Source organism: Blastococcus jejuensis, assembly GCF_039534705.1.
Taxonomy (GTDB): domain Bacteria; phylum Actinomycetota; class Actinomycetes; order Mycobacteriales; family Geodermatophilaceae; genus Blastococcus_B; species Blastococcus_B jejuensis.
In genome coordinates this window covers 74,954-93,748 of sequence record NZ_BAAAVV010000008.1, presented here as the reverse complement: position 1 = coordinate 93,748, position 18,795 = coordinate 74,954, and the positions used below count along the sequence as shown (strand labels likewise).

The 18,795-nt window shown below is 73.1% G+C and carries 18 protein-coding genes; 3 read left to right on the top strand and 15 right to left on the bottom strand.

Translation table 11 applies throughout. From position 1 onward, the window contains the following. Positions 1–110 precede the first annotated feature (110 nt). Positions 111–1,559 carry an FAD-binding oxidoreductase gene (locus ABD644_RS16670; RefSeq protein ID WP_344690112.1) on the top strand — a complete coding sequence of 483 codons (1,449 nt, stop codon included), beginning with the start codon at positions 111–113 and terminating at the stop codon, positions 1,557–1,559. Positions 1,560–1,583: 24 nt separating this feature from the next. Here the strand turns inward: ABD644_RS16670 and ABD644_RS16665 are convergent, their stop codons facing one another. Then, a complete protein-coding gene (locus ABD644_RS16665) occupies positions 1,584–3,239 on the bottom strand; it encodes an FAD-binding oxidoreductase (RefSeq protein ID WP_344690111.1) in 1,656 nt (551 codons plus the stop codon). A 38-nt stretch (positions 3,240–3,277) separates the two neighbouring features. On the opposite strand from ABD644_RS16665, the gene ABD644_RS16660 reads away from it, so the two are divergent. After that, positions 3,278–4,801 (top strand): glycerol-3-phosphate dehydrogenase/oxidase, encoded by a 1,524-nt coding sequence (locus tag ABD644_RS16660; protein ID WP_344690110.1) that lies wholly within the window; start codon positions 3,278–3,280, stop codon positions 4,799–4,801. On the opposite strand, the gene ABD644_RS16655 is transcribed toward ABD644_RS16660, so the two are convergent. From ABD644_RS16655 to ABD644_RS16625, 7 genes are all read right to left on the bottom strand, one after another. Next, a complete protein-coding gene (locus ABD644_RS16655; protein ID WP_344690109.1) occupies positions 4,788–5,285 on the bottom strand; it encodes a zinc metalloprotease in 498 nt (165 codons plus the stop codon). The genes ABD644_RS16660 and ABD644_RS16655 overlap by 14 nt on opposite strands. Beyond that, entirely contained in the window at positions 5,282–6,304 is a 1,023-nt protein-coding gene (locus tag ABD644_RS16650; RefSeq protein ID WP_344690108.1) for a T3SS effector HopA1 family protein, read from the bottom strand. The genes ABD644_RS16655 and ABD644_RS16650 overlap by 4 nt, the downstream gene beginning before the upstream one ends. Next, complete coding sequence (locus ABD644_RS16645; protein WP_344690107.1) at positions 6,295–7,344, bottom strand: phosphotransferase family protein; 1,050 nt, start codon at positions 7,342–7,344, stop codon at positions 6,295–6,297. Before ABD644_RS16645 ends, ABD644_RS16650 begins: the two co-directional genes overlap by 10 nt. 111 nt (positions 7,345–7,455) lie before the next feature. Beyond that, on the bottom strand, positions 7,456–7,620 hold the full coding sequence (locus ABD644_RS16640) for a hypothetical protein (RefSeq protein ID WP_344690106.1): 165 nt from the start codon (positions 7,618–7,620) through the stop codon (positions 7,456–7,458). A gap of 287 nt (positions 7,621–7,907) precedes the next feature. Continuing rightward, entirely contained in the window at positions 7,908–8,660 is a 753-nt protein-coding gene (locus ABD644_RS16635; protein WP_344690105.1) for a MerR family transcriptional regulator, read from the bottom strand. A gap of 66 nt (positions 8,661–8,726) precedes the next feature. After that, positions 8,727–9,173, bottom strand: coding sequence for a YdeI/OmpD-associated family protein (locus ABD644_RS16630; protein ID WP_344690103.1), 447 nt, complete (start codon positions 9,171–9,173; stop codon positions 8,727–8,729). Between the two features lie 45 nt (positions 9,174–9,218). Beyond that, positions 9,219–10,478 carry an Nramp family divalent metal transporter gene (locus tag ABD644_RS16625; protein WP_344690102.1) on the bottom strand — a complete coding sequence of 420 codons (1,260 nt, stop codon included), beginning with the start codon at positions 10,476–10,478 and terminating at the stop codon, positions 9,219–9,221. A 57-nt stretch (positions 10,479–10,535) separates the two neighbouring features. On the opposite strand from ABD644_RS16625, the gene ABD644_RS16620 reads away from it, so the two are divergent. Beyond that, positions 10,536–11,255 (top strand): class I SAM-dependent methyltransferase, encoded by a 720-nt coding sequence (locus ABD644_RS16620; RefSeq protein WP_344690101.1) that lies wholly within the window; start codon positions 10,536–10,538, stop codon positions 11,253–11,255. Positions 11,256–11,310: 55 nt separating this feature from the next. Here the strand turns inward: ABD644_RS16620 and ABD644_RS16615 are convergent, their stop codons facing one another. The 7 genes from ABD644_RS16615 to ABD644_RS16585 all read right to left on the bottom strand — a co-directional run bounded on the left by ABD644_RS16615 (position 11,311) and on the right by ABD644_RS16585 (position 18,788). After that, positions 11,311–12,012: an iron-sulfur cluster assembly protein gene (locus ABD644_RS16615; protein ID WP_344690100.1), complete on the bottom strand. Its 702-nt coding sequence runs from the start codon at positions 12,010–12,012 to the stop codon at positions 11,311–11,313. Further along, positions 12,009–13,097 (bottom strand): amidohydrolase family protein, encoded by a 1,089-nt coding sequence (locus ABD644_RS16610; protein WP_344690099.1) that lies wholly within the window; start codon positions 13,095–13,097, stop codon positions 12,009–12,011. Before ABD644_RS16610 ends, ABD644_RS16615 begins: the two co-directional genes overlap by 4 nt. Before the next feature lie 54 nt (positions 13,098–13,151). Continuing rightward, positions 13,152–14,177 (bottom strand): NAD(P)-dependent alcohol dehydrogenase, encoded by a 1,026-nt coding sequence (locus ABD644_RS16605; RefSeq protein WP_344690098.1) that lies wholly within the window; start codon positions 14,175–14,177, stop codon positions 13,152–13,154. 136 nt (positions 14,178–14,313) lie between these two features. Then, on the bottom strand, positions 14,314–15,999 hold the full coding sequence (gene groL, locus ABD644_RS16600) for a chaperonin GroEL (RefSeq protein WP_344690097.1): 1,686 nt from the start codon (positions 15,997–15,999) through the stop codon (positions 14,314–14,316). Between the two features lie 124 nt (positions 16,000–16,123). Continuing rightward, positions 16,124–16,528, bottom strand: coding sequence for a propane 2-monooxygenase effector subunit MimD (gene mimD / locus ABD644_RS16595; protein ID WP_344690096.1), 405 nt, complete (start codon positions 16,526–16,528; stop codon positions 16,124–16,126). Then, entirely contained in the window at positions 16,525–17,736 is a 1,212-nt protein-coding gene (locus ABD644_RS16590) for a ferritin family protein (RefSeq protein ID WP_344690095.1), read from the bottom strand. The genes mimD and ABD644_RS16590 overlap by 4 nt, the downstream gene beginning before the upstream one ends. A 2-nt stretch (positions 17,737–17,738) precedes the next feature. Further along, the gene (locus ABD644_RS16585; protein WP_344690094.1) at positions 17,739–18,788 is read right to left on the bottom strand and encodes an NADH:ubiquinone reductase (Na(+)-transporting) subunit F; all 1,050 of its coding nucleotides are present in this window, start codon (positions 18,786–18,788) and stop codon (positions 17,739–17,741) included. Positions 18,789–18,795 lie beyond the last annotated feature (7 nt).

The window sequence follows — 18,795 nt, the reverse complement described above, 5'->3', positions numbered from 1 at the left end:
TCGTCCTAGTCGGCTGCAAGTCCGGGCCAAGGGCCGGGGCCGAACCTTCGTGCCGTCCAGATCAGATCTCCGCGGCACCGGCCGCGGGCCGCGAAGAGGAAAACTCCCTGATGAGTCTCACCGACCTCCCCCGAGACCCCGAGCCGATGACCGCCACCATCGGTGACGACGTGCTCGACACCCTGGCCCCCGCGTACACGGCGGCCGACGTCGCCGAGCTGCGCAGCCTCGTCCACGGGCCGGTGTACGCGGCCGGGGACGACGGCATGGCCGCCGAGGTGGCCACGTGGAACGTGGCCGTCCAGCACACCCCCGCGATCGCGGTGGGCGCCACCTGCGCGGCCGACGTCGCGGCCGCCGTCTCCTGGGCCACCGACCGCGGTCTCGGCGTCGCCGTCCAGGCCACCGGGCACGGGCCGGTCCGCAATGCCGCCGGCTCGATGATGATCACCACCCGCCGCATGCAGGGCCTGTCCATCGACCCCGAGCGCCGCGTCGCCCGCGTCGAGGCCGGCGTCAAGTGGATCAAGGTCCTCGAGGTCGCGGCCGAGTTCGGCCTGGTGGGTCTGTGCGGCTCGTCGTCCGACGTCGGTGTCGTGGGCTACACCCTCGGCGGTGGCATGGGGTCGCTGGGCCGCAAGCACGGCTTCGCCGCCGACCACGTCCGGACCGTCGAGATCGTCACCGCCGACGGGCGGCTGCGCCGGATCTGCGCCGACAACGAGGGGGAGCTGTTCTGGGCCGTCCGTGGTGGCAAGGGCAACCTCGGCATCGTGACGGCGCTGGAGATCGAGCTGGTACCCGAGAAGACGCTGGTGGCCGGCGGCATCTTCTTCGCCGGTCAGGACACCCCCGCGCTGCTGCACGCCTTCCGCGAGTGGGCGCCCACGCTGCCCGAGGAGGTCAGCACGTCGATCGCGATCATGCGGATGCCGCCGATGGAGGAGCTGCCGCCGCCGCTGCGCGGGCAGACCGTCGTCCACCTCCGGTACGCCTACGCCGGCGCGGACCTCGACCTCGGCGAGCGGCTGGTCGAGCCGATGAAGGCGGCCGGCGAGATCCTGCTCGGCTTCATCGGTCCCATCCGGACGACCGAGATGGACAGCATCCACATGGACCCGGTCGACCCGCTGCCCGCGTGGGAGAAGGGGATGCTGCTGTCCGAGCTGACCGAGGAGACCGTCGACACGCTGCTCGCCGCCGCCGGCCCGCAGCTCGACATCCCGCTGATCATGGTCGAACTCCGGCTGATGGGTGGGGCGCTGGGCCGCCAGCCGGAGCAGCCGAACGCCGTCGCCGGCCGCGGCGGTGCCTACTCGCTGATGATCCTCGGCCCGGCGGTGCCCGAGCTGGCCCAGGTCGTGCCGGCCATCGGCAAGGGCGTCCTCGGGGCGCTCACGCCGTGGAAGTCACCGGTGAACATGGTCAACTTCCTCGGCGACGTGACCGGGCCCGACGAGGTGGCCGCGGCCTACGAGCCCGGCACCTTCGAGCGGCTGCGGGAGGTCAAGCAGCGGGTCGACCCCGCCGGCGTCTTCTCCTTCGGCCACGCGTTCTGAGGGACGCGATCACCAGGGAGGGCCTCAGTCGGGCAGCAGGACGCCGGGGTTGCAGATGCCCTTCGGGTCCAGCCGCTGCTTGACCGCCTTCAGCACCTCGACGCCCAGCGGCCCGATCTCCCGTTCCAGCCAGGGGCGGTGGTCGGCGCCGACGGCGTGGTGGTGGGTGAGCGTCCCGCCGGCGGCCAGCATCGCGTCGGTGGCGGCTCGCTTGGCCGAGAGCCACTGCTGGATCGGCAGGTCGTCGTCGCGGTCGGCCAGCACGGTGAAGTACAGCGAGGCGCCCGTCGGGTAGCCGTGCGACACGTGCGTCATCACCAGCGGGGCCCGGCCGTCGCGGGTGAGCGTCTCGCGCAGGGCCCGGCGGACGGCGTCGTACACGGTGGGCAGCGCCGACCAGGTGGCCGCCGTCTCCAGCGTCTCCACCAGCAGGCCGCCGTCCATGAGCCGGTCGCGCACGTAGGGACCCTCGAAGCGGTGCTTCTTCCACGAGTCCCCGACCCGGCGGCCCAGCCGGATCGCCCCGCCCTCGCGCAGCAGGGACGACGCCTCCCGCTGCCGGGCGCGGATCAGGGCCGGCAGCCCCTCCCAGCCGACGACCAGCAGGCAGCCCTCCCCGTGACCCCGGGTGCGCAGGCTGGCGCGCAGGGCCTTGGCCCCGGCGCCGGAGGCCATCATCAGGTTCGCCTTCGTCTCGTCGGCGTCGGACAGCCGGACGACGTCGGGCAGCAGGTCGTGGCGGGCCAGCCGCTGGAGGGCGGCCAGCCCCGCCGGCCAGGTGCGGAACGACCAGCCCTCGTAGGCCGACGCGGCGGGCCTCGGCCGCACCCGCAGGGTCACCTCGGTGATCACGCCGAGGGTGCCCTCGGAGCCGAGCGCCAGGCCGAGCAGGTCAGGGCCGGCCGCGGTGGCCGGCGGGTGGCCCACCTCCAGCACCCCGGACGGCGTGGCCAGGGTCAGCCCGGCGACGAGCTCGTCGAAGCGGCCGACGCCGGTCGAGGCCTGGCCCGCCGACCGGGTGGCCGCGTACCCGCCGATCGTGGCGAACTCCCAGCTCTGCGGCAGGTGGCCGAAGGTGAGCCCCTCGCGGGCGAGCTCCTCCTCCAGCGCCGGGCCGCGCATGCCCGGGCCGACCGTCACCAGGGACGACGGCACGTCGAGCGACTGCACCGAGGCCATCCGGGACAGGTCGACGGCGATCGACGGCCGGTCGTCGGGGTCCATGCCGGCCAGCCCGCCGACCACGCTCGTGCCGCCACCGAACGGGACGACGACGAGGCCGTGCTCGCTGCACGCGGCCAGCAGCGCCGCCGTCTCCTCGGTGGTGCCGGGGGTGACGACCGCGTCGGGGGCGTCGGAGGCGTCCCCCTCCCGTCGGCGGAGCAGGTCGAGGTAGCTCTTGCCCCCTGCCCGGCGCAGCCGCGACTCCCGGTCGGTGCGGACGTTGTCCTCGCCGAGCAGGCCGACCAGCGCGGTGCGGGCCTCCTCGCCCAGCCGCGACTCGGTCAGGCGGATCTGGTCGACGGCGACCGGCGGCGTCGGTCGCGGTGTCCAGCCCAGCTCGCGGGTCAGGTGTTTCCGGGCCGCCTTGGGCAGGGTGCCGGCGAGGTCGCCGCCGTCGTCGGGAGCGGCGGGGGCCGGGCCCCAGCCCTGGATCGTCAGTTCCGGCTGGTCGGGCATCGCTACAGTCTGCCGGTGCCCGTTCCGGATCGATCACGGTGACCGGTCCGCTGCTGCCCGGCTCCCTCTCCGCCGAGCGCCGCGCGCGTGACCTGGCCGCCGTCGCCGGGAGCTCGGTCGACGTCGTGGTGGTCGGCGGCGGCGTCACCGGCACCGGCGTCGCGCTCGACGCCGCCAGCCGCGGGCTCTCGGTCGTGCTCCTGGAGCGGGCCGACCTGGCCTCGGGCACCAGTCGCTGGTCGTCGAAGCTCGTGCACGGCGGGCTGCGCTACCTGGCGCACGGGGAGATCGGCCTGGCGCGGGAGAGCGCCCGCGAGCGCGCCGTCCTCATGGGGGCGACGGCGCCGCACCTGGTCCGCCCGCTGCCATTCCTCGTGCCCGACGCGGCGGGGCGCGACGTCTCCGCGCTGGCCGCCGCCGGGGGGCGGCTGGGCGACGCCGTCCGGTTCTCGGTGCCCGGCGGCCGGGGCTCGCTGCCGGCGACCCGGCGGGTGTCGGCCGCCGACGTCGCGCGGCTCACGCCGGCGGTGCGGCCGGGCGGGGGCGGGGTCGTGTTCTGGGACGGCCAGCTCGTCGACGACGCCCGGCTGGTGGTCGCGCTCGCGCGGACGGCGGCGCAGTACGGCGCCCGGGTGCTGACCGGGGCCGCGGTGACGGCGGTCGACGGCGCAGACGTGCACGTGAGCCTCGCCGACGGCGGGTCGATCTCGCTGCGGGCCGGGGTGGTGGTCAACGCCGCCGGGGTGTGGGCGCAGACACTGGCGCCCGGCGTGCGGCTGGTGCCCTCGCGCGGCTCGCACCTCGTCGTCCGCGGGTCCCGGCTGGGCGACCCGACCGCCGCGCTCACCGTCCCCCTGCCCGGCTCGCGGTCCCGGTACGTGTTCGCGCTGCCGCAGCCGGGCGGGCTGGTCTACCTCGGGCTCACCGACGAGCCGGTCGAGGGGCCGGTGCCCGACGACGACCCGTCGCCCAGCAAGGAGGAGATCGCCCAGCTCCTCGAGACGGTCAACCAGGTGCTCGCCGATCCGCTGACGCGCGCCGACGTCGTCGGGTCCTACGCCGGCCTGCGCCCGCTCGTGCTGCCGGCGTCGGCCGGCACCGGGCCGGGTGACGCCACCGCCGACCTCTCCCGCAAGCACCTGCTCTCCTGGGACGGACCGGTCCTCACCGTGGTCGGCGGGAAGCTGACCACCTACCGGGCGATGGCGCAGGAGGCGGTGGACGCCGTGGTCGCGCGGCTGGGCCGCGGAGCGCGGCGCGCGCTGACCGCCCGGCTGCCGCTGGTGGGGGCCGCACCCCGCTCGGCGCTGGCGAAGGTCGACGCCCCGGCCCGACTGGTCGCCCGGTACGGCACCGAGGCGCCGGTGGTCGCGGCGCTGGGGTCCGAACCGGTGGTGGAGGGCCGCCCCGAGACGGTCGGCGAGCTGCGGTTCGGGCTGCGCCACGAGGGGGCGCGGACCGTGTCGGACCTGCTCGACCGGCGCACCCGCATCGGGCTGGTCCCCGCCGACCGCGTGCACGCCGCCCTGGTCGCCGAACGGGTCTGGGCTACCGAGTCCTGACCCGGCGGGTCAGGCGCCAGGCCGCCCAGGCCCGGCCCGCGTCGCTGCGCGACGGCGGCAGGGTGCAGCCGACCAGGGCCAGGGCGTTGACGACGGCGAGCACGAGCCCCGCCGCGGATCCGGCCAGCGCGAACGCGCCGCCGGTCAGCGCCAGCGCGAGGGTCACCAGCGGGCCGGCGAGGCAGATGCGCAGCTCGGCCCCCGCGCTGCCGCTGCGTTCGCGCTCCACGGCACCGCCGAGCAGCCCCTCGAGGCGCAGCGCCAGCACGCGCAGGCCCTGCCGTCGCGCGGCGATCACGTGGCCCCACTCGTGCGCGGCCGCCGAGGCGAGCGCCACCGCGACGACCGCCGCCGCGGTGCCGGCGGCCCCGACGACGCCGAACCCCTGCCGGACCGCGATCACCCCGAGCAGCCCGGCGACCAGCGCGGACTCGGCGACGGCGCGACGGGACACCGAGATGGCGACGCCACCGGCGGCGCTCACCAGTCCGCCAGGTCGAACTCGGCCCGCCCCGGGGCGAGGTGCAGGGCGGAGAGGTCGAGGCCCTCGTCGGTCAGCGCCCGGCGCACGGCGGCCAGCCGCTCGGCCGGCCCGGCCACCGGTCCCGCCGCGACGATCCCCGAGGCGACCGCGCAGCACCGGTGCTGGCCGAAGCTCGTCCCGGGGCCCGGGTCGTCGGCGACCGCCACCCCGCGCAGGACCCGGCGGGTGAACGCGGGCACGGAGCTGCCGAACGCCGCCGAGTCGCGGCGCCGCTCGGCGAGCACGACCTCCAGGACCGTCCGGATCTGCTCGCGGGCGACGTAGACGACGGCGGAGTCCGGCCGGCCGAACGCGAGCGGGTCGTTGAGGACCTTGGCCGTGAAGGGCAGACCGGCCGCGTCCAGGCCGCGGACGATCCTGGCGAACACCTCGGGTGCCGTCTCCGGCAGCAGGTGCAGGTAGCAGCGGGCCAGGCCGGTGGCGCGGGTCATCGGGCCGCTGGTGCCGGTCACCACGTAGAAGCCGGTGGACGCCCACGGTCGGTCGGCGGGGAACCGGACGAGGACGCCGTCGGCGGTCGCCTCGACCTCGTCGTCGGTCACGTGCAGGACCAGGTCGTCGCGCTCGACCACCGTGCGGTCGTCGTCGCCGGGCCCGACCACCCGCCACCCGCCCTCCCAGTAGTACCGCTCGCCCAGGCCCGCGCGCAGCCGGTGGCAGAACGCGGGGTCCTCGCGGGCCGAGGCCGGCCGCTTGTCGGCGGCGCCGGTGGGGCCGCGGTGGAGGTGCGGGGTCTCGTGGTGGTGGTAGAAGCGCTCGTAGAGCGCGTGCGTGAGCGTGGCGGTCAGGGTCTGGTGGTAGCCGTGCCCACGCCGGGGGGCCACCGCCACGACGTCGGTGCCGAGCCGGAAGCCGTCCACGCCGGCCTGGGTCTGCGCGGCGATGTCGGCCAGCAGGTCGTCCCATCCGCCGGCGGTCTCGGGCGCCGCGGGGCGGAGGGTGTCGAGGATCAGGGACACAGCAGCAGCTCCGCGCACTCGTCGGGACGTCGTAGCAGTTGGCCGGCGACCTGCAGGTAGGCCAGCGACCGCGAGGGGAGGACCTGGCTGTGGATCGCGGCCGAGCACAGCCGCTGCAGCAGGAAGAACGCAGCGAAGCGGACCCACAGCCGCCGATCGGCTGCGACCACGGGCACGAGGGCCTCGTACGCGGCGACGGCGGCGGCGATGTCGGTGCGGACCGCGCTGAAGGGGGGATCGGCCGCCGCGATCCAGTCGTCGAGGGACGGGCCGGCGTCGAGGTCGATCCCGGACAGCCAGGTGAAGACGAGGTCGCCGATCAGGCAGCCGACGTCCCAGCGCGGGTCGCCCAGGCCGCCGGCCTCCCAGTCGACCAGCGCGAGCGGGCGGGGGGCCTCGGGAGCGGCACCGCACAGGATGTTGTCGCTCTTGATGTCGCCGTGGACGACCGCCGTGGGCCGCCATTCGTCGGCGGTGGCCCGGAGCAGCGGCACGAGGTGGCTGCCCCGCAGCAGCCGGAGCGCCTCGGCGAAGCCGCTGGCGTACCGGGTGACCTCGCGGGGGCTGACGACCGTCCAGGCCCGCACCAACCGGCGGGCGGGGTCGCAGCGGGGGAAGTCGCCGGGAAGGGAGCCGGTCGGGACGGCGTGGATCGCGGCCACGCTGCGGGCGGCGGCGCGGGCCCACGCGGGGCTGGTGCCGCCGGCGTCCAGCCGGCAGGTCTCGAGGGTGCCGCTGCCGGTGACGTCCTCGGTGACCAGGACGGGGGCACGCGGGTCGCCGAGGGCGGCGAGCAGCCGGGGGACCGGCAGGTCCGACCCGCTCAGCTGCCGGAGGACGGCGACCTCCTGGTCGACCGCCCCACCGGAGCCCGTGGGGAGCGCGCGCTTGACGAAGGCCGAGCGGCCGTCGTCGAACCGCAGCCGGTAGCAGAGGCTGCGCTGGTGCAGGGCGACGACGTCGACGACGGTGGCCCCCCGGAAGGGGTCGGCGGCGCAGACCTGCGCCACGGTCTCCTCGGTTCCCCGGTCCTGGTACATCGGCACTCCTCTGGGGCGGACGGTGGGTCGGCTGCGGGTCGGCTGTAGGGCGGCGTCGCACTGCCGGCCGCGGACGACTGGGGTCCGGGCCGGCAGTACGGGGGACGCCGATCAGCCGATGAACGTCGTGCCGAGCAGGCTGGGCGACACGATCAGCAGGACGACGGTCGGCGTCAGCGCATCCGTCGCCGTGCCCGTCACGGTGCGACGCTCGCGGGCCTTCTCCTCGAAGCGGGCGCGCTCGCTGGTGGTCCCGAACAGGTTCTTCTCCGACATCTCGGTGTTCCTCCTCCGTGGGTCCGGCTGGGCGGGTGCTGCGCCGGTGGGAGAAGAGTGCCGACGGGCGGGACGCCGGGAATCCGGCGAACGACGTATTCCGGACGACCGGAACCACGTATTCGCCCGGCGGCTGCGCGGCCCGGTCGAGCAGGATGAGTCGGTGGACACGTACACGCACGGGCACGCCGAGCCGGTCGCCCGCGTCTGAGCCGGCGAGATCGGCGATCTCGCGCACCTTGGCGGCCCAAGGCGAGCGAGATCGCCGATCTCGCCGAGGCGGCTGATCAGCCCTGGCGGGCGGCGTTGGCCTGGACGGCGGTGCTCACGTACTGCGCCAGACCCGGCGCCATGGCCTCGTAGGTGGCGGTGAACCGCTCGTCCTCCACGTACATGCGGCCCAGACCGGCGTGCATCTCCGGCGAGCACTCGTAGAAGTTCCGGCTGATGTGCTGCCGGTTGGCCTCCGCGACGTCCATCGCCTCGACGGACTCGGGCGCGGCACCGGACCGCATCACGGCCACCCACCGGGTGCCGAGGTCCTCCATCTCGGCCTTGATCCGCACCCAGTCGTCCTTGGAGTACGCCGCGGTCTTCCGCTTCGACTCCGCGTACGCGTCCGTGTCGCCCCAGCGCTCCTCCACCTCGGCGTCGTACTGCGCGGGGTCGTGGTCGCCGAACACCTCGAACCGCTCCTCGGGGGTGAGCGAGATCCCCATGGCTCGTGCCTCCATCTCCTTCTCGACGGCCGCGACCATCGCCGACGTCCGTTCCATCCGGTCCCGCAGCAGCCGGTGCTGACGGCGCAGGTGCACCTCGGGGTCGGCGGACGGGTCGTCGAGCAGGGTCGCGACCTCCTCCAGGGGGAACCCGAGCTCGCGGTAGAGCAGCACCTGGTGCAGCCGGTCCAGGTCGGCCGGCGAGTACTGCCGGTAGCCCGCCGCCGTCCGCCCGGACGGCGACAGCAGGCCGATCCGGTCGTAGTGGTGCAGCGTGCGCACCGTCACGCCGGCCAGCGCGGCGACGTCTCCCACGTTCATCGGTCCCTCCCTCCTCGTGACACGGAGAAGGGAACAGCCTGACGTCGCGTCAGGGTCAAGTGCGAATCAGCGCGTCTTCCGGCCGGCCTTGAGGCCCTCGACGGTCTTCGCGATCCGCGCCGTCCTGGTCTCGGGCTTCTTGGCCTCCTCGACCCAGCGCACCCACTCCTTGCGGTGCGTGAACGCCAGCCCGTCGAACGCCGAGCGCGCGGCGTCGTCCATCGCGGCGGCCAGGTCGTCGGGGACCGGCACCTCGCGCGGCGCGGTGTCGAGCTCGAGGCCGACGTCGACCACCTCGCCGGCGGTCACGCCCGCGGCCTCGCGGTGCTCGGCGGCCAGCGGGATCCAGAACTCGCCGCTGTAGGCCGCCACCGTCGTCCGGTAGGTGTAGCCGGCGAGCGTGACGACGACGGGCGGTCGCTTGCCCGAGCCCAACGCCTCGACGACATCGTCGGGCACCTGGATGCCCGTCGCCGTCTTCCCGCCCAGCACCACCGTCGACCGGAACTCCACGGCGGGCACCGTACGGCGTGGCAGGTCAGCGCACGGCGTCCTGGCTCACCCCACCAGCTGGGCGAGCAGGACGGCGTTGAGGGCGATGATGACCCCCGCGACGACCGCCGCCACCGCGGTCGTCGACCGGCGGTTGGCGAGGTCGCCCATCACGTCGCGACGGCGGGTGAGCAGCAGGAGCGGGACCAGCGCGAACGGGATCCCGAACGAGAGCACCACCTGGGAGATGACCAGCGCCCACGTCGGGTCGAGGCCGAGCGCCAGCACCACCAGCGCCGGCGCCAGGGTCAGGGCCCGGCGCGCCAGCAGCGGGATCCGGCGCCGGATGAAGCCCTGCATGACCACCTGGCCCGCGAACGTGCCCACGCCGGCCGAGGCGAACCCGGAGGCCAGCAGCGCCAGGGCGAACAGCAGCGCGGCGGAATCGTCGAGGGTGAACGCGATCCCGGCGTGCGCCCCGGCCAGGGTGTCGGTCGCCGCGATGTCCGAGCCGTAGAAGAGTGCCGCCGCGATCAGCAGCATCGCGGCGTTGACCAGCCCGGCCAGACCCATCGCGGTCATGACGTCGACGCGCTGGGTCCGCAGCGCGAAGCGGCGCTGCCGGGCCGAGGCCAGCTCGATCCCGCGGGGGATGAGGGCGGAGTGCAGGTAGATGGCGTGCGGCATCACCGTCGCGCCGAGGATGCCGGTGGCCAGCACGAGGCTCTCGGTGCCCTCGAACGCGGGCACCAGCCCGGCGGCCGCCGCCGCAGGTTCCACCGGTGCCCGCAGCAGCATGACGAGGAAGCCGATCAGGATCACCGCGAACAGCCCGGTGATCGCGCCCTGGAACCGCCGCTGGCCGCGGCCGTGCAGCGCCAGCAGGCCGAAGGCCACGGCGCCGGTGATGATCCCGCCGGTCAGCAGCGGCAGCCCGAACAGCAGGTTGAGCGCGATCGCCCCGCCGATCACCTCGGCCAGGTCGGTCGCCATGGCCACGAGCTCGGCCTGCACCCACAGGCCGCGGACGACGGGACGGCGGAACGTCTCCCGGCACACCTCCGGCAGGTTCGCGCCGGTCGCCAGGCCGAGCTTCGCCGACAGGCTCTGCACGAACATCGCCATGACGTTCGCGACGACGATCACCCAGAGCAGCAGGTAGCCGAAGGACGCGCCGCCCGCGACGTTGGTGGCGAAGTTGCCCGGGTCGACGTAGGCGATGGCGGCGACGAAGGCGGGGCCGAACAGGGCCAGCCGGCCGACCGCGGCGGGGCGCTCACCGTTCGGGAGCAGCGGGACCGGCGTCCGTGACGCCGCGCGGAACATCGCCGGTCACCTCCCGCCGCGAACGGGGCCGGTGACGGCGTGGCTAGGCTCGGACGGGTGAGCGGTGAGGGGCCGCGCGGCTGGGGTGACCCGCTGTACGCGGCGGTCCTGGACGCGACCGCGGTCGGCCCGGGCACCACCGTGCTCGACCTCGGGTGCGGCGCCGGCTTGTTCGCGCGCGCCGCGGCCGACCGTGGTGCCCGGGTCACGGGCACCGACCTCGACCCGGCGGCCGTCGCGCAGGCCGCGGCCGCGGTGCCGGAGGGGGTCTTCGCGGTCGGCGACGCGCACCATCCGCCGCCCGGCCGCGTCGACGTGGTCGCCGCGGTGCAGCTGCTCATGCACGTGGCCGACCCGGTCGCGGTGCTGGCCGGGGCGGGGGAGCACGGCTCGGTCGTCGCGGCCACGGTGTGGGGGCGCGAGGAGGAGTGCGACATCCGGGCCTTCGGCGAGGCGCTCGCCCCGTGGCTGGGTCCCCGTCGCCCGCCGCCCGGCCCGCCGCCGGTCACCGAGCCCGGCCGGCTCCGTGAGGTCGCCGAGCACGCCGGGCTCGTCGTCGAGCGCGTCGAGGAGGTGACCTGCCCGTTCGACTACGCCGACACCGACGAGCTGCTCGGACCGTTCTTCGACTCCGCCCTGGCGCGGGCGGTCGGCCGCCGGGCCGGTCCGGTCGCGCTGCGCGACGCCGTGCTGGGGCGCATGGCGCAGTACCGCACCCCGGCGGGGGGTTACCGGCTGCAGAACCTCTTCCGGGTCGTGGTCGCGCACCCGGGCTAAGGCCCCGTCCGGAGGCTCGCCCCGAGCGTGCGAGGGGTGAGGGGGACGGGGTCCTTCACCAGCCGGTCCCGGCCGCGCCGGCATACCGGGAGGCCAGGAAGCTCTTGCAGAACTCTCCGTTGGTCTCGATGCCGAGCCGGGTGAGCCGGGCTCGGCGGAGGTGCAGCGGTACCTGCGCCGAGCTGACCCGGCTGCCGTCGGCATGGATCAGCAGGGGCGCGTCGTCGTCGTCCGGGAGCCCCAGCGCCGCCCGCCGCTGGCGCAGCCGGTCGAGCGCCGGCGAGGCCGGCGCCGACCCGAGCGTCAGCTCGGCGAGCTCCTCGGGGCCGACCCCGGCGTCCACCAGCGGTCGGGCGACCCGGTCCTGCCCGGCGATGACGGACTTCTCCAGGAAGTACCGCCGCAGCCCGGCGAGGTCGGTCTCGGCCTCCCCCTCGAACACCTCGACGAAGCCGGCGTGCGCCGCGATGCCCCGGTTGATCTCGTCGGAGGCGTGGTGGTCGGTCAGGGTGATCTCCGCCCGCGTCACCCCTGGCACGGCCGCGACGGCGTCGTAGGCGTCGGCGACCATCAGGAACGAGAAGTTCGGCGCGCAGAAGAAGGTGGGCAGCCGCAGCCGGACGTCGGCCACGGAACCGCCGTGGCCGTCGCCGGAGACGGTGCACGAGGCCACGAAGTCGAGATCCGTGATCGGTTCGTCGAGCTCCGGGTCGAGCACCGTCCCCAGCGCCTGCCAGACGGAGTCGCGCAGGGTCACGCCGTCGTCCCCGCGCCCGCCGCTCCGGTGACCAGCTGCTCGCCGGGCTGCTCGGGTTCGCGCTGGGCCGGGATCTCGCCCGCGGCGGGGAGCTGGCACTCGGCCGGCACCTCGATGTCGTACAGCCGGGCCGCGTTGAGACCGAGGATCTTCTTCTTGGTGGCCGTCGTCAGCTTCGGGTAGTCGCTGAACGCCTCGTCGTCGGGCATCTGCCAGTCGACCAGACCCTCGACCTGCCACCTCGGCGTCCAGATGTTGTAGTCGCTGCCGAAGGTCATCCGGTCCTCGCCGACCCAGAACAGCAGCTCGCCCATGATCCGGGCGAAGAACTTCGGGCGGGCATGCATCAGCGCGCCGACGACGACCGAGCAGCCCGCGTAGACGTTGGGCTCCTGCACGGCGATGTAGGCGAAGTCGTCGATGCGGGGGATGCCGGCGTGCTCGACGATGAAGTTCAGGTCCGGGAAGTCCGTGGCGGCCTGGTCGACGTCCTCGACGGCGAAGCCGTCCTTGTTCAGCGGCCAGATCGTCGGGCCCTTGTGGGCGTGGATGTTCTTGATGCCCAGTTCCCGGCACTTCTCCAGGAACCGGTAGGAGTCCTTGTCGGTGAGCTTCCAGCCGCGGGAGCCGTTCTCGTGCCACTCGGCGGTGTAGAGCTTGACGCCCTTGAGGTTCCAGCGCGCGGCGTCCTCCTCGAGCTGCTTGAGCCCGGCATCGCCGTCCCGCGGGTCCCACCGGCCGTTGACGATGAACTTGTCGGGGTGCTTGTCCAGCATCGCCGCGTTCTGCTCGGTGGTGTTGAAGCCGTTCTTGTACCAGTACTTCAGGTAGGTCGACTGGAAGATGGCCTTGTCGACGTGGCCTTCCTCGAACACGTCCCGCATCAGGTCGTCCGCGGACACCTTGAGGTACTTGTCCCACTCCCAGTGCGTCGTGGGCGGGGCGAGCTGGTGGTAGCCGTAGAAGCAGTCGATCCAGCCCTTGGCGTACTGCTCCCGGCCTTCGACCCAGTTGTCACGGCTGGCGTCCCAGAAGTGCATGTGGCTGTCGACGATGAAGTACTTCTCGCCATCCTTCTCGTACATGAACGTGCACCTCTCGCGTCGATGGATGCGGCAGTTCCAGGGCGAAAAACGGGATCAGGGAACGAGAATGGCGCGACCGCGCACCTTGCCCGCGTCGAGGTCGTGGAGTGCGTCCACGGCCCGGTCGAGGGGGTACTGCTGGGTGTGCAGCGTGACCTTGCCGGCCTGGGCGAGGACCATCAGCTCGGCGAGGTCGTTGTAGGTGCCGACGATGTTGCCGACGATGCTGCGCTCGGTCGCGATGATGTCCAGCGTCGGGATGTGCAGCTCCCCGCCGTAGCCGATGACGTAGTACGAGCCGTCGGGCGCGGTCATGTTCCAGCCGTCCATCTCGGCGCCCTGCTCGGCGACGAAGTCGAAGACGACCTGGGCCCCTCCGCCGGTGAGGTCCTGGACGGCGGCCACGTGCCCGCCGTCGGCGAGCACGGTCTGGTCCGCGCCGATCTGCCCGGCGAGCTCCAGTGCAGCCGGGTTCTTGTCGACGACGACGACGCGGGTCCCGCTCAGCGCGGCCAGGCACTGGATGCCGATGTGGCCCAGGCCGCCCGCGCCCTGCACGACGGCGGTCGTGCCCGGGTGCAGCAGGGGCAGCGCCTTGCGGACGGCGTGGTAAGCGGTGATGCCGGCGTCGGCGAGCGCGGCGACGTCGGCCGGGTTGGTCGACGGGTCGAGCTTGACGCAGGCCCGCGCCGTCGTGCGCAGGTACTCGGCCATGCCGCCGTCGTTGTTGGACAGGCCGGGGAAGAACGCGTTCGCGCACTGCATGTCCTTGCCGGCGCGGCACGCCTGGCACAGGCCGCAGCTGGGTTGCGGATGCAGGATCACCGTGTCGCCGACCGCCACGTTGGTGACGCCGTCGCCCACCTCGTGCACCCAGCCGGCGTTCTCGTGCCCGATCACGTACGGCAGGTCCGGGTTCTGCACCTCGGCCCACTGCCCCTCGAGGATGTGCAGGTCGGTGCGGCAGACCCCGGCGCCACCGATCTTGACGATGACGTCGAGCGGGCCGGTGAGCTTCGGTTCGGCGATGTCGTCGACGGTGGGATCCTCGTGGTACCGGTGCACTCGGACGGCGCGCATGCCCAGGCCTCCTCGGAGGTCGACGCTGGCCGCCGACCACAGGGTGTGCTGCGGCGGCGGGGTATGACGCGGAAGTTACGGACCACCGGCCACGGCGAACGTCTCACTTTGAGACGGTCGCCGTGGCCGGCACTGCTCACCCCATGGACGGGCCGAGACCCAGCGACTGGGGGGTGCTCGCGTCCGGCGAGGGCTGGGGGATCCCCTCGTCGAGCTGCCCGAACTCGGTCATCAGCGACTTGTTCCAGGGCGTCTGTTCCTCGGCGACGAGCGAGTCCGTCGTCAGGACCAGACCGGCGACCGATGCGCCGTTCTGCAGCGCCGAGCGCACCACCCGCAGCGGGTCGATGACGCCGAGCTCGAGCATGTTGCCGAAGCGGCCCTCGAGCGCGTCGAAGCCCTCGTCCACCGCCATCGTCCCGACCTGCTTGACGACGTCCTCCGCGTCGTACCCGGCGTTGGCCGCGATCAGGTGCAGCGGTTCGGTGAGCGCGCCGCGCACGATCTCCACGCCGACGCGGTAGTCGCCGTGCACGTCGAGGTCGTTCAGCGCCGGCTCCGCGTGCAGCAGCGCCGCGCCGCCGCCGGCCAGGATCCCCTCGGCCATCGCGGCCCTGGTGGCCTGCAGCGAGTCGTCGACGCGGTGCCGGACCTCCTTGGCCTCGGCGTTGGTCGGCATGCCCACCCGGATGACCGCGGCCTTGCCGGAGAGCCGGGCGATCCGCTCGGACAGGAAGTCCTGGTCGGTGCCGATCGTCGCCCGGCCCAGCTCGGCCCGCAGCTGGCTCAGCCGGCGTTCGCGGGCGGCGGCGTCGCCGCGCCCCCCGATGATCGTCGTGTGGTCGCTGGTCACCCGGACCTGGTCGGCCTGGCCCAGGAGCGCCGTGGTCATCTGCTCGAGGGCGAAAGACGACGCCCGGGAGTGCACCTGGCCGCCGGTGAGCGCGGCGATGTCCTCCAGCATGTGGATGCGCTTCTCGCCGAAGCCGGGGGCCTGGATCGCGACGCACCGGAAGAGCCCGTTCACGTGGTTGTGCACGAGCATCTGCAGCGCCGTCCCCTCGACGGCCTCGGCGATGATCACCAGCGGCTTGGGCTGGCGCATGATGCTGTCGAGCACCGGCATCAGGACCTTGATGTCGGTGATCTTGTGCGCGGTCAGCAGGACGTAGCAGTCCTCGAGGACCGCCTCCAGCCGGCCCACGTCGGTGACCATGTACGGCGAGACGTAGCCGTTGTCGAACTCGAAGTCCTCGACGAAGTCGACGTCGATGCCGAGGACGGGGGAGTCCTCGACGGTGACGACGCCGCCCTCGCCGACGGTGTACAGGGCGCGGGCCACCGCGGCGCCGATCGTGTCGTCGTCGTTGGCCGAGATGGCGGCCACCCGGCGGAAGTCGTCCTCGTCGCGCAGCGGGTGGGCCGCCGCGGCCAGGTGCTCGACGAGCCGGCCGACGGCGGTGTCGATGCCGCGCTTGACCAGGACGGGGTTGCCGCCGCCGGCGATCGCGGCCATGCCCTGCCGGACGATGGCCTCGGCCAGCACGATGGCCGTGGTGGTGCCGTCGCCCACGGTGTCGTTGGTCTTGATCGCGGCTTCCTTGACCAGCTGGGCGCCCATGTTCTCGAACTGGTCGCGCAGGTAGATCTCGCGGGCGATGGTCACGCCGTCGTTGGTGACCTCGGGCGAGCCGGTGATGCGCTCGAGGATCACGTTGCGGCCCTTGGGGCCGAGGGTCGGTTTGACGGAGGCGGCGAGTTGCTCCACGCCTGCCTGCAGCAGGCGCCGGGCATCAGCGCCGAATCGAAGTTCCTTGGCCATGGGGTCCTCCTGGTGCGCGGGGGTGTGGGGGACGGTCGGTTGCGCGGGTCGGACCGGCCGGAACCGCCGGGCCGAGGAGGGCCGCCGGGTGGGTGTGCACCCGCCCGGCGGCCCGTGGGGTGGATCAGTCGGCCGAGGCCCTGGCGGCCGGCACGTCTGCGGTGACCGACGCAGGCAGGTCGAAGCCGATGTACTCGGCTGCGTCCTCGGGGTTGGCGAACATGATCGTCCGGTCGTCCTCGTGGACCATCCGGCCGTAGTGGGTCGACATGCTCTCCTCGAGGTTCGACGCGTCGAAGTAGCCCTGCTCCTCGCCGAGGGCCTCGGAGAGCTCGTCGTAGTCGAAGTCCATCCGGGTCACCGCGTCCAGGCGGATCATCGACGGCAGGTACGTGACCTTCACGCCCGCCTTCTCCTTCATGACGTCGGCGATGACCTCCCCCACCTGGTCGTTCATGAGCGTGATGCCGCACATGCCGGACGAGGTGGCGTTGACGGCGCCGAACGCGGTCGATGCGGTGGTGGTCACTGGGCCAGCTCCTTCGGGACGTCGAGGCCGAGGTCGGTCACGATGACGGCGAAGCGCTTCTTCGCGTGGTCGAGGGAGTCCTCGAACCGGGGTGGCCGGTGATCGGGTTGCGACCACAGCGGCTGCATCGTCCGGGCCGCGCGCAGCGCCCGGGGCACCCACGTCGACAGCCAGCCCTGCATGAGCTGCTTGTTGTGGTCGGCGAACTCCCGGTCGTGCACGAGCGGCCCGAAGCAGGCCTTCGTCCAGCGCAGGTCGCGCTGCGCGTAGTCGGACTCGCCGGCCCCCATGACGGTGGGGGTGACGAAGTCGCCGTTGCCGGGTGCGGCCTGCATGACCAGGCCGCTGCGGAACAGCTCGCCGACCAGCGGCTCGAACACGACGTTCGTGGCGAACATGGCCTCGCCCCAGTCGTCCTCGACGGCCGTCAGCGACTCGACGAGCTCGCGGACGCCCTGCATGTCGGGGTCGTTGTTCCAGGCGTCCACGTGCGCGGCGCCGTCGAAGGCCTCGATCTCCTCGCTGAGCGTGAGGTTGTAGAGCGCCAGGTCCTGGGCGAACCGGATCTTGTGGGCGCTGTTCACGGCCAGCACGGTGTTGTGCATGTTCGTCGGGCACGACCGCTCGTTGGCCGCGAACACGTAGAGGCCCAGGATGTGCTCGACGTGCATCCACGCCCCGACGCTGCGCTCGACGAACCGGACCCAGTTGGGGGTCCACTGGTCGAAGGACTTCGCGTCGCGCGCGTTCTCGATGTTCGCGTTGATCTGCCGGACGATGTTGGCGTTGTTCCGGTAGATCGTCTGTTCCCACTCCTCGTTGGGGTCCCGGAACTCGTGCCAGCCGTGGGCCGGCCACTGCAGGTCCTTGCCGCCACCGCCGGTGCCGATGCCCCGTGTGGGTTCGGGGTCGTCGACCCCCCAGGCCTTCAACTTCGTCCAGGTCAGCGGGTAGCCGGCCTGGCCGTCGGCGAAGCCGTAGATCCAGCCCTGCATGAGGTAGTGCCGCGGGTCGGGCTGCACCTCGACCGTGACGTCCTCGTAGTGGGTCTGCTTGCGCTTCGCCGGGACGTAGTAGTTGTAGCGCCGGGCACTCGCGCCGGAGTCGGGGAACTCCTTCGCCCCGGCCTCGGCGTCGGTGAAGTTGACCCGTGGGACGCTGCGGGGCGGCCGCTCGGGGGCTTCGGGGCGCTCGGTGGTAGCGGTCATGGTCAGTCCTCGCCTTCCGGCTCACCGGTGGTGGTGAACTTGTCGTAGAAGATGTGGTCCTCGCTGCGTCCGAGCCGGGTGAGCATCGCGATGGCGGCCTCGACCATGGGCGGTGGCCCGCAGACGTAGGCGTCCACCTTCGTGAGGTCGGTCTCCCGGCGTTCGACGACGTCGGTGATCAGGCCCGTCTCCCCCTCCCAGCCGTCGTCGCCGGTCGGCTCGGACAGCGCCGGGACGAAGGTCAGGCCGGGTAGTTGATCTGCCAGCTTCGCGATCTCCTCCTCGAAGCACAGATCGCGCCGGGTCCGTGCGCCGTAGTAGAAGGTGACTTTCCGGTCGAGGCCGCGTTCGGCCATCGAGCGCAGCAGGGCCAGCAGTGGCGCGAGGCCGGCCCCTCCGCCGAGGAACAACAGGTCCGCGGGACTGCTCTCCCGGAACCGGAAGGCGCCGAAGGGCCCCTCCACGCTCAGCCGGTCACCGACGGCGATCTTGTCGGCCAGGTGCCCGGAGAACAGCCCCCCGGGATAGATCCTGATGACGAACTCGAAGACGCCCTCCCGGTTCGGCGTGTTCGCCATCGAGAACGAGCGCGTCGCGTGGTGGCCGGGCACCTGGAAGTCCAGGTACTGGCCCGGGAAGTACTTGATCTCCTCGGGCTCCACGAGCTTGACCACGAGGTGCCGCATGTCGTGGGTCACCGGCTCGTTCGCGATGACCTCGACCGTGCCCTGCCGGAGGGGGAGCCCGGACTGGATCATCTCCTCGTCGTAGTTGAGGAGCTCGATCACCAGGTCTTCGAAGGGGTGGGCCCGGCACAGCAGGGTCGAACCCTCGTCCCGCTCGAAGTCGGGCAGGGCGAACGTGGAGTAGCTGTCGAGCTCGATGTCCTCGCCCTCCAGCACGAAGGACTTGCAGGCCGCGCACTGGCCTTCCTTGCACCCGTGCATGAGCGCGACGCCCTGCTCGGCCGCGGCACGCAGGATCGTCTGGTCCTCGTCGACCTCGATCTCGATGCCGACCGGCTCGAACCGGACACGGTGTTTCTCTCCCACGGACCCG

Excerpts from the sequence above, each read along its gene's own strand:
- ABD644_RS16670 (WP_344690112.1), top strand. The coding sequence starts at position 111 with ATGAGTCTCACCGACCTCCCCCGAGACCCCGAGCCGATGACCGCCACC.
- ABD644_RS16665 (WP_344690111.1), bottom strand. The coding sequence starts at position 3,239 with ATGCCCGACCAGCCGGAACTGACGATCCAGGGCTGGGGCCCGGCCCCC.
- ABD644_RS16645 (WP_344690107.1), bottom strand. The coding sequence starts at position 7,344 with ATGTACCAGGACCGGGGAACCGAGGAGACCGTGGCGCAGGTCTGCGCC.
- ABD644_RS16640 (WP_344690106.1), bottom strand. The coding sequence starts at position 7,620 with ATGTCGGAGAAGAACCTGTTCGGGACCACCAGCGAGCGCGCCCGCTTC.
- ABD644_RS16635 (WP_344690105.1), bottom strand. The coding sequence starts at position 8,660 with ATGAACGTGGGAGACGTCGCCGCGCTGGCCGGCGTGACGGTGCGCACG.
- ABD644_RS16625 (WP_344690102.1), bottom strand. The coding sequence starts at position 10,478 with ATGTTCCGCGCGGCGTCACGGACGCCGGTCCCGCTGCTCCCGAACGGT.
- ABD644_RS16610 (WP_344690099.1), bottom strand. The coding sequence starts at position 13,097 with ATGTACGAGAAGGATGGCGAGAAGTACTTCATCGTCGACAGCCACATG.
- ABD644_RS16605 (WP_344690098.1), bottom strand. The coding sequence starts at position 14,177 with ATGCGCGCCGTCCGAGTGCACCGGTACCACGAGGATCCCACCGTCGAC.
- groL (WP_344690097.1), bottom strand. The coding sequence starts at position 15,999 with ATGGCCAAGGAACTTCGATTCGGCGCTGATGCCCGGCGCCTGCTGCAG.
- ABD644_RS16590 (WP_344690095.1), bottom strand. The coding sequence starts at position 17,736 with ATGACCGCTACCACCGAGCGCCCCGAAGCCCCCGAGCGGCCGCCCCGC.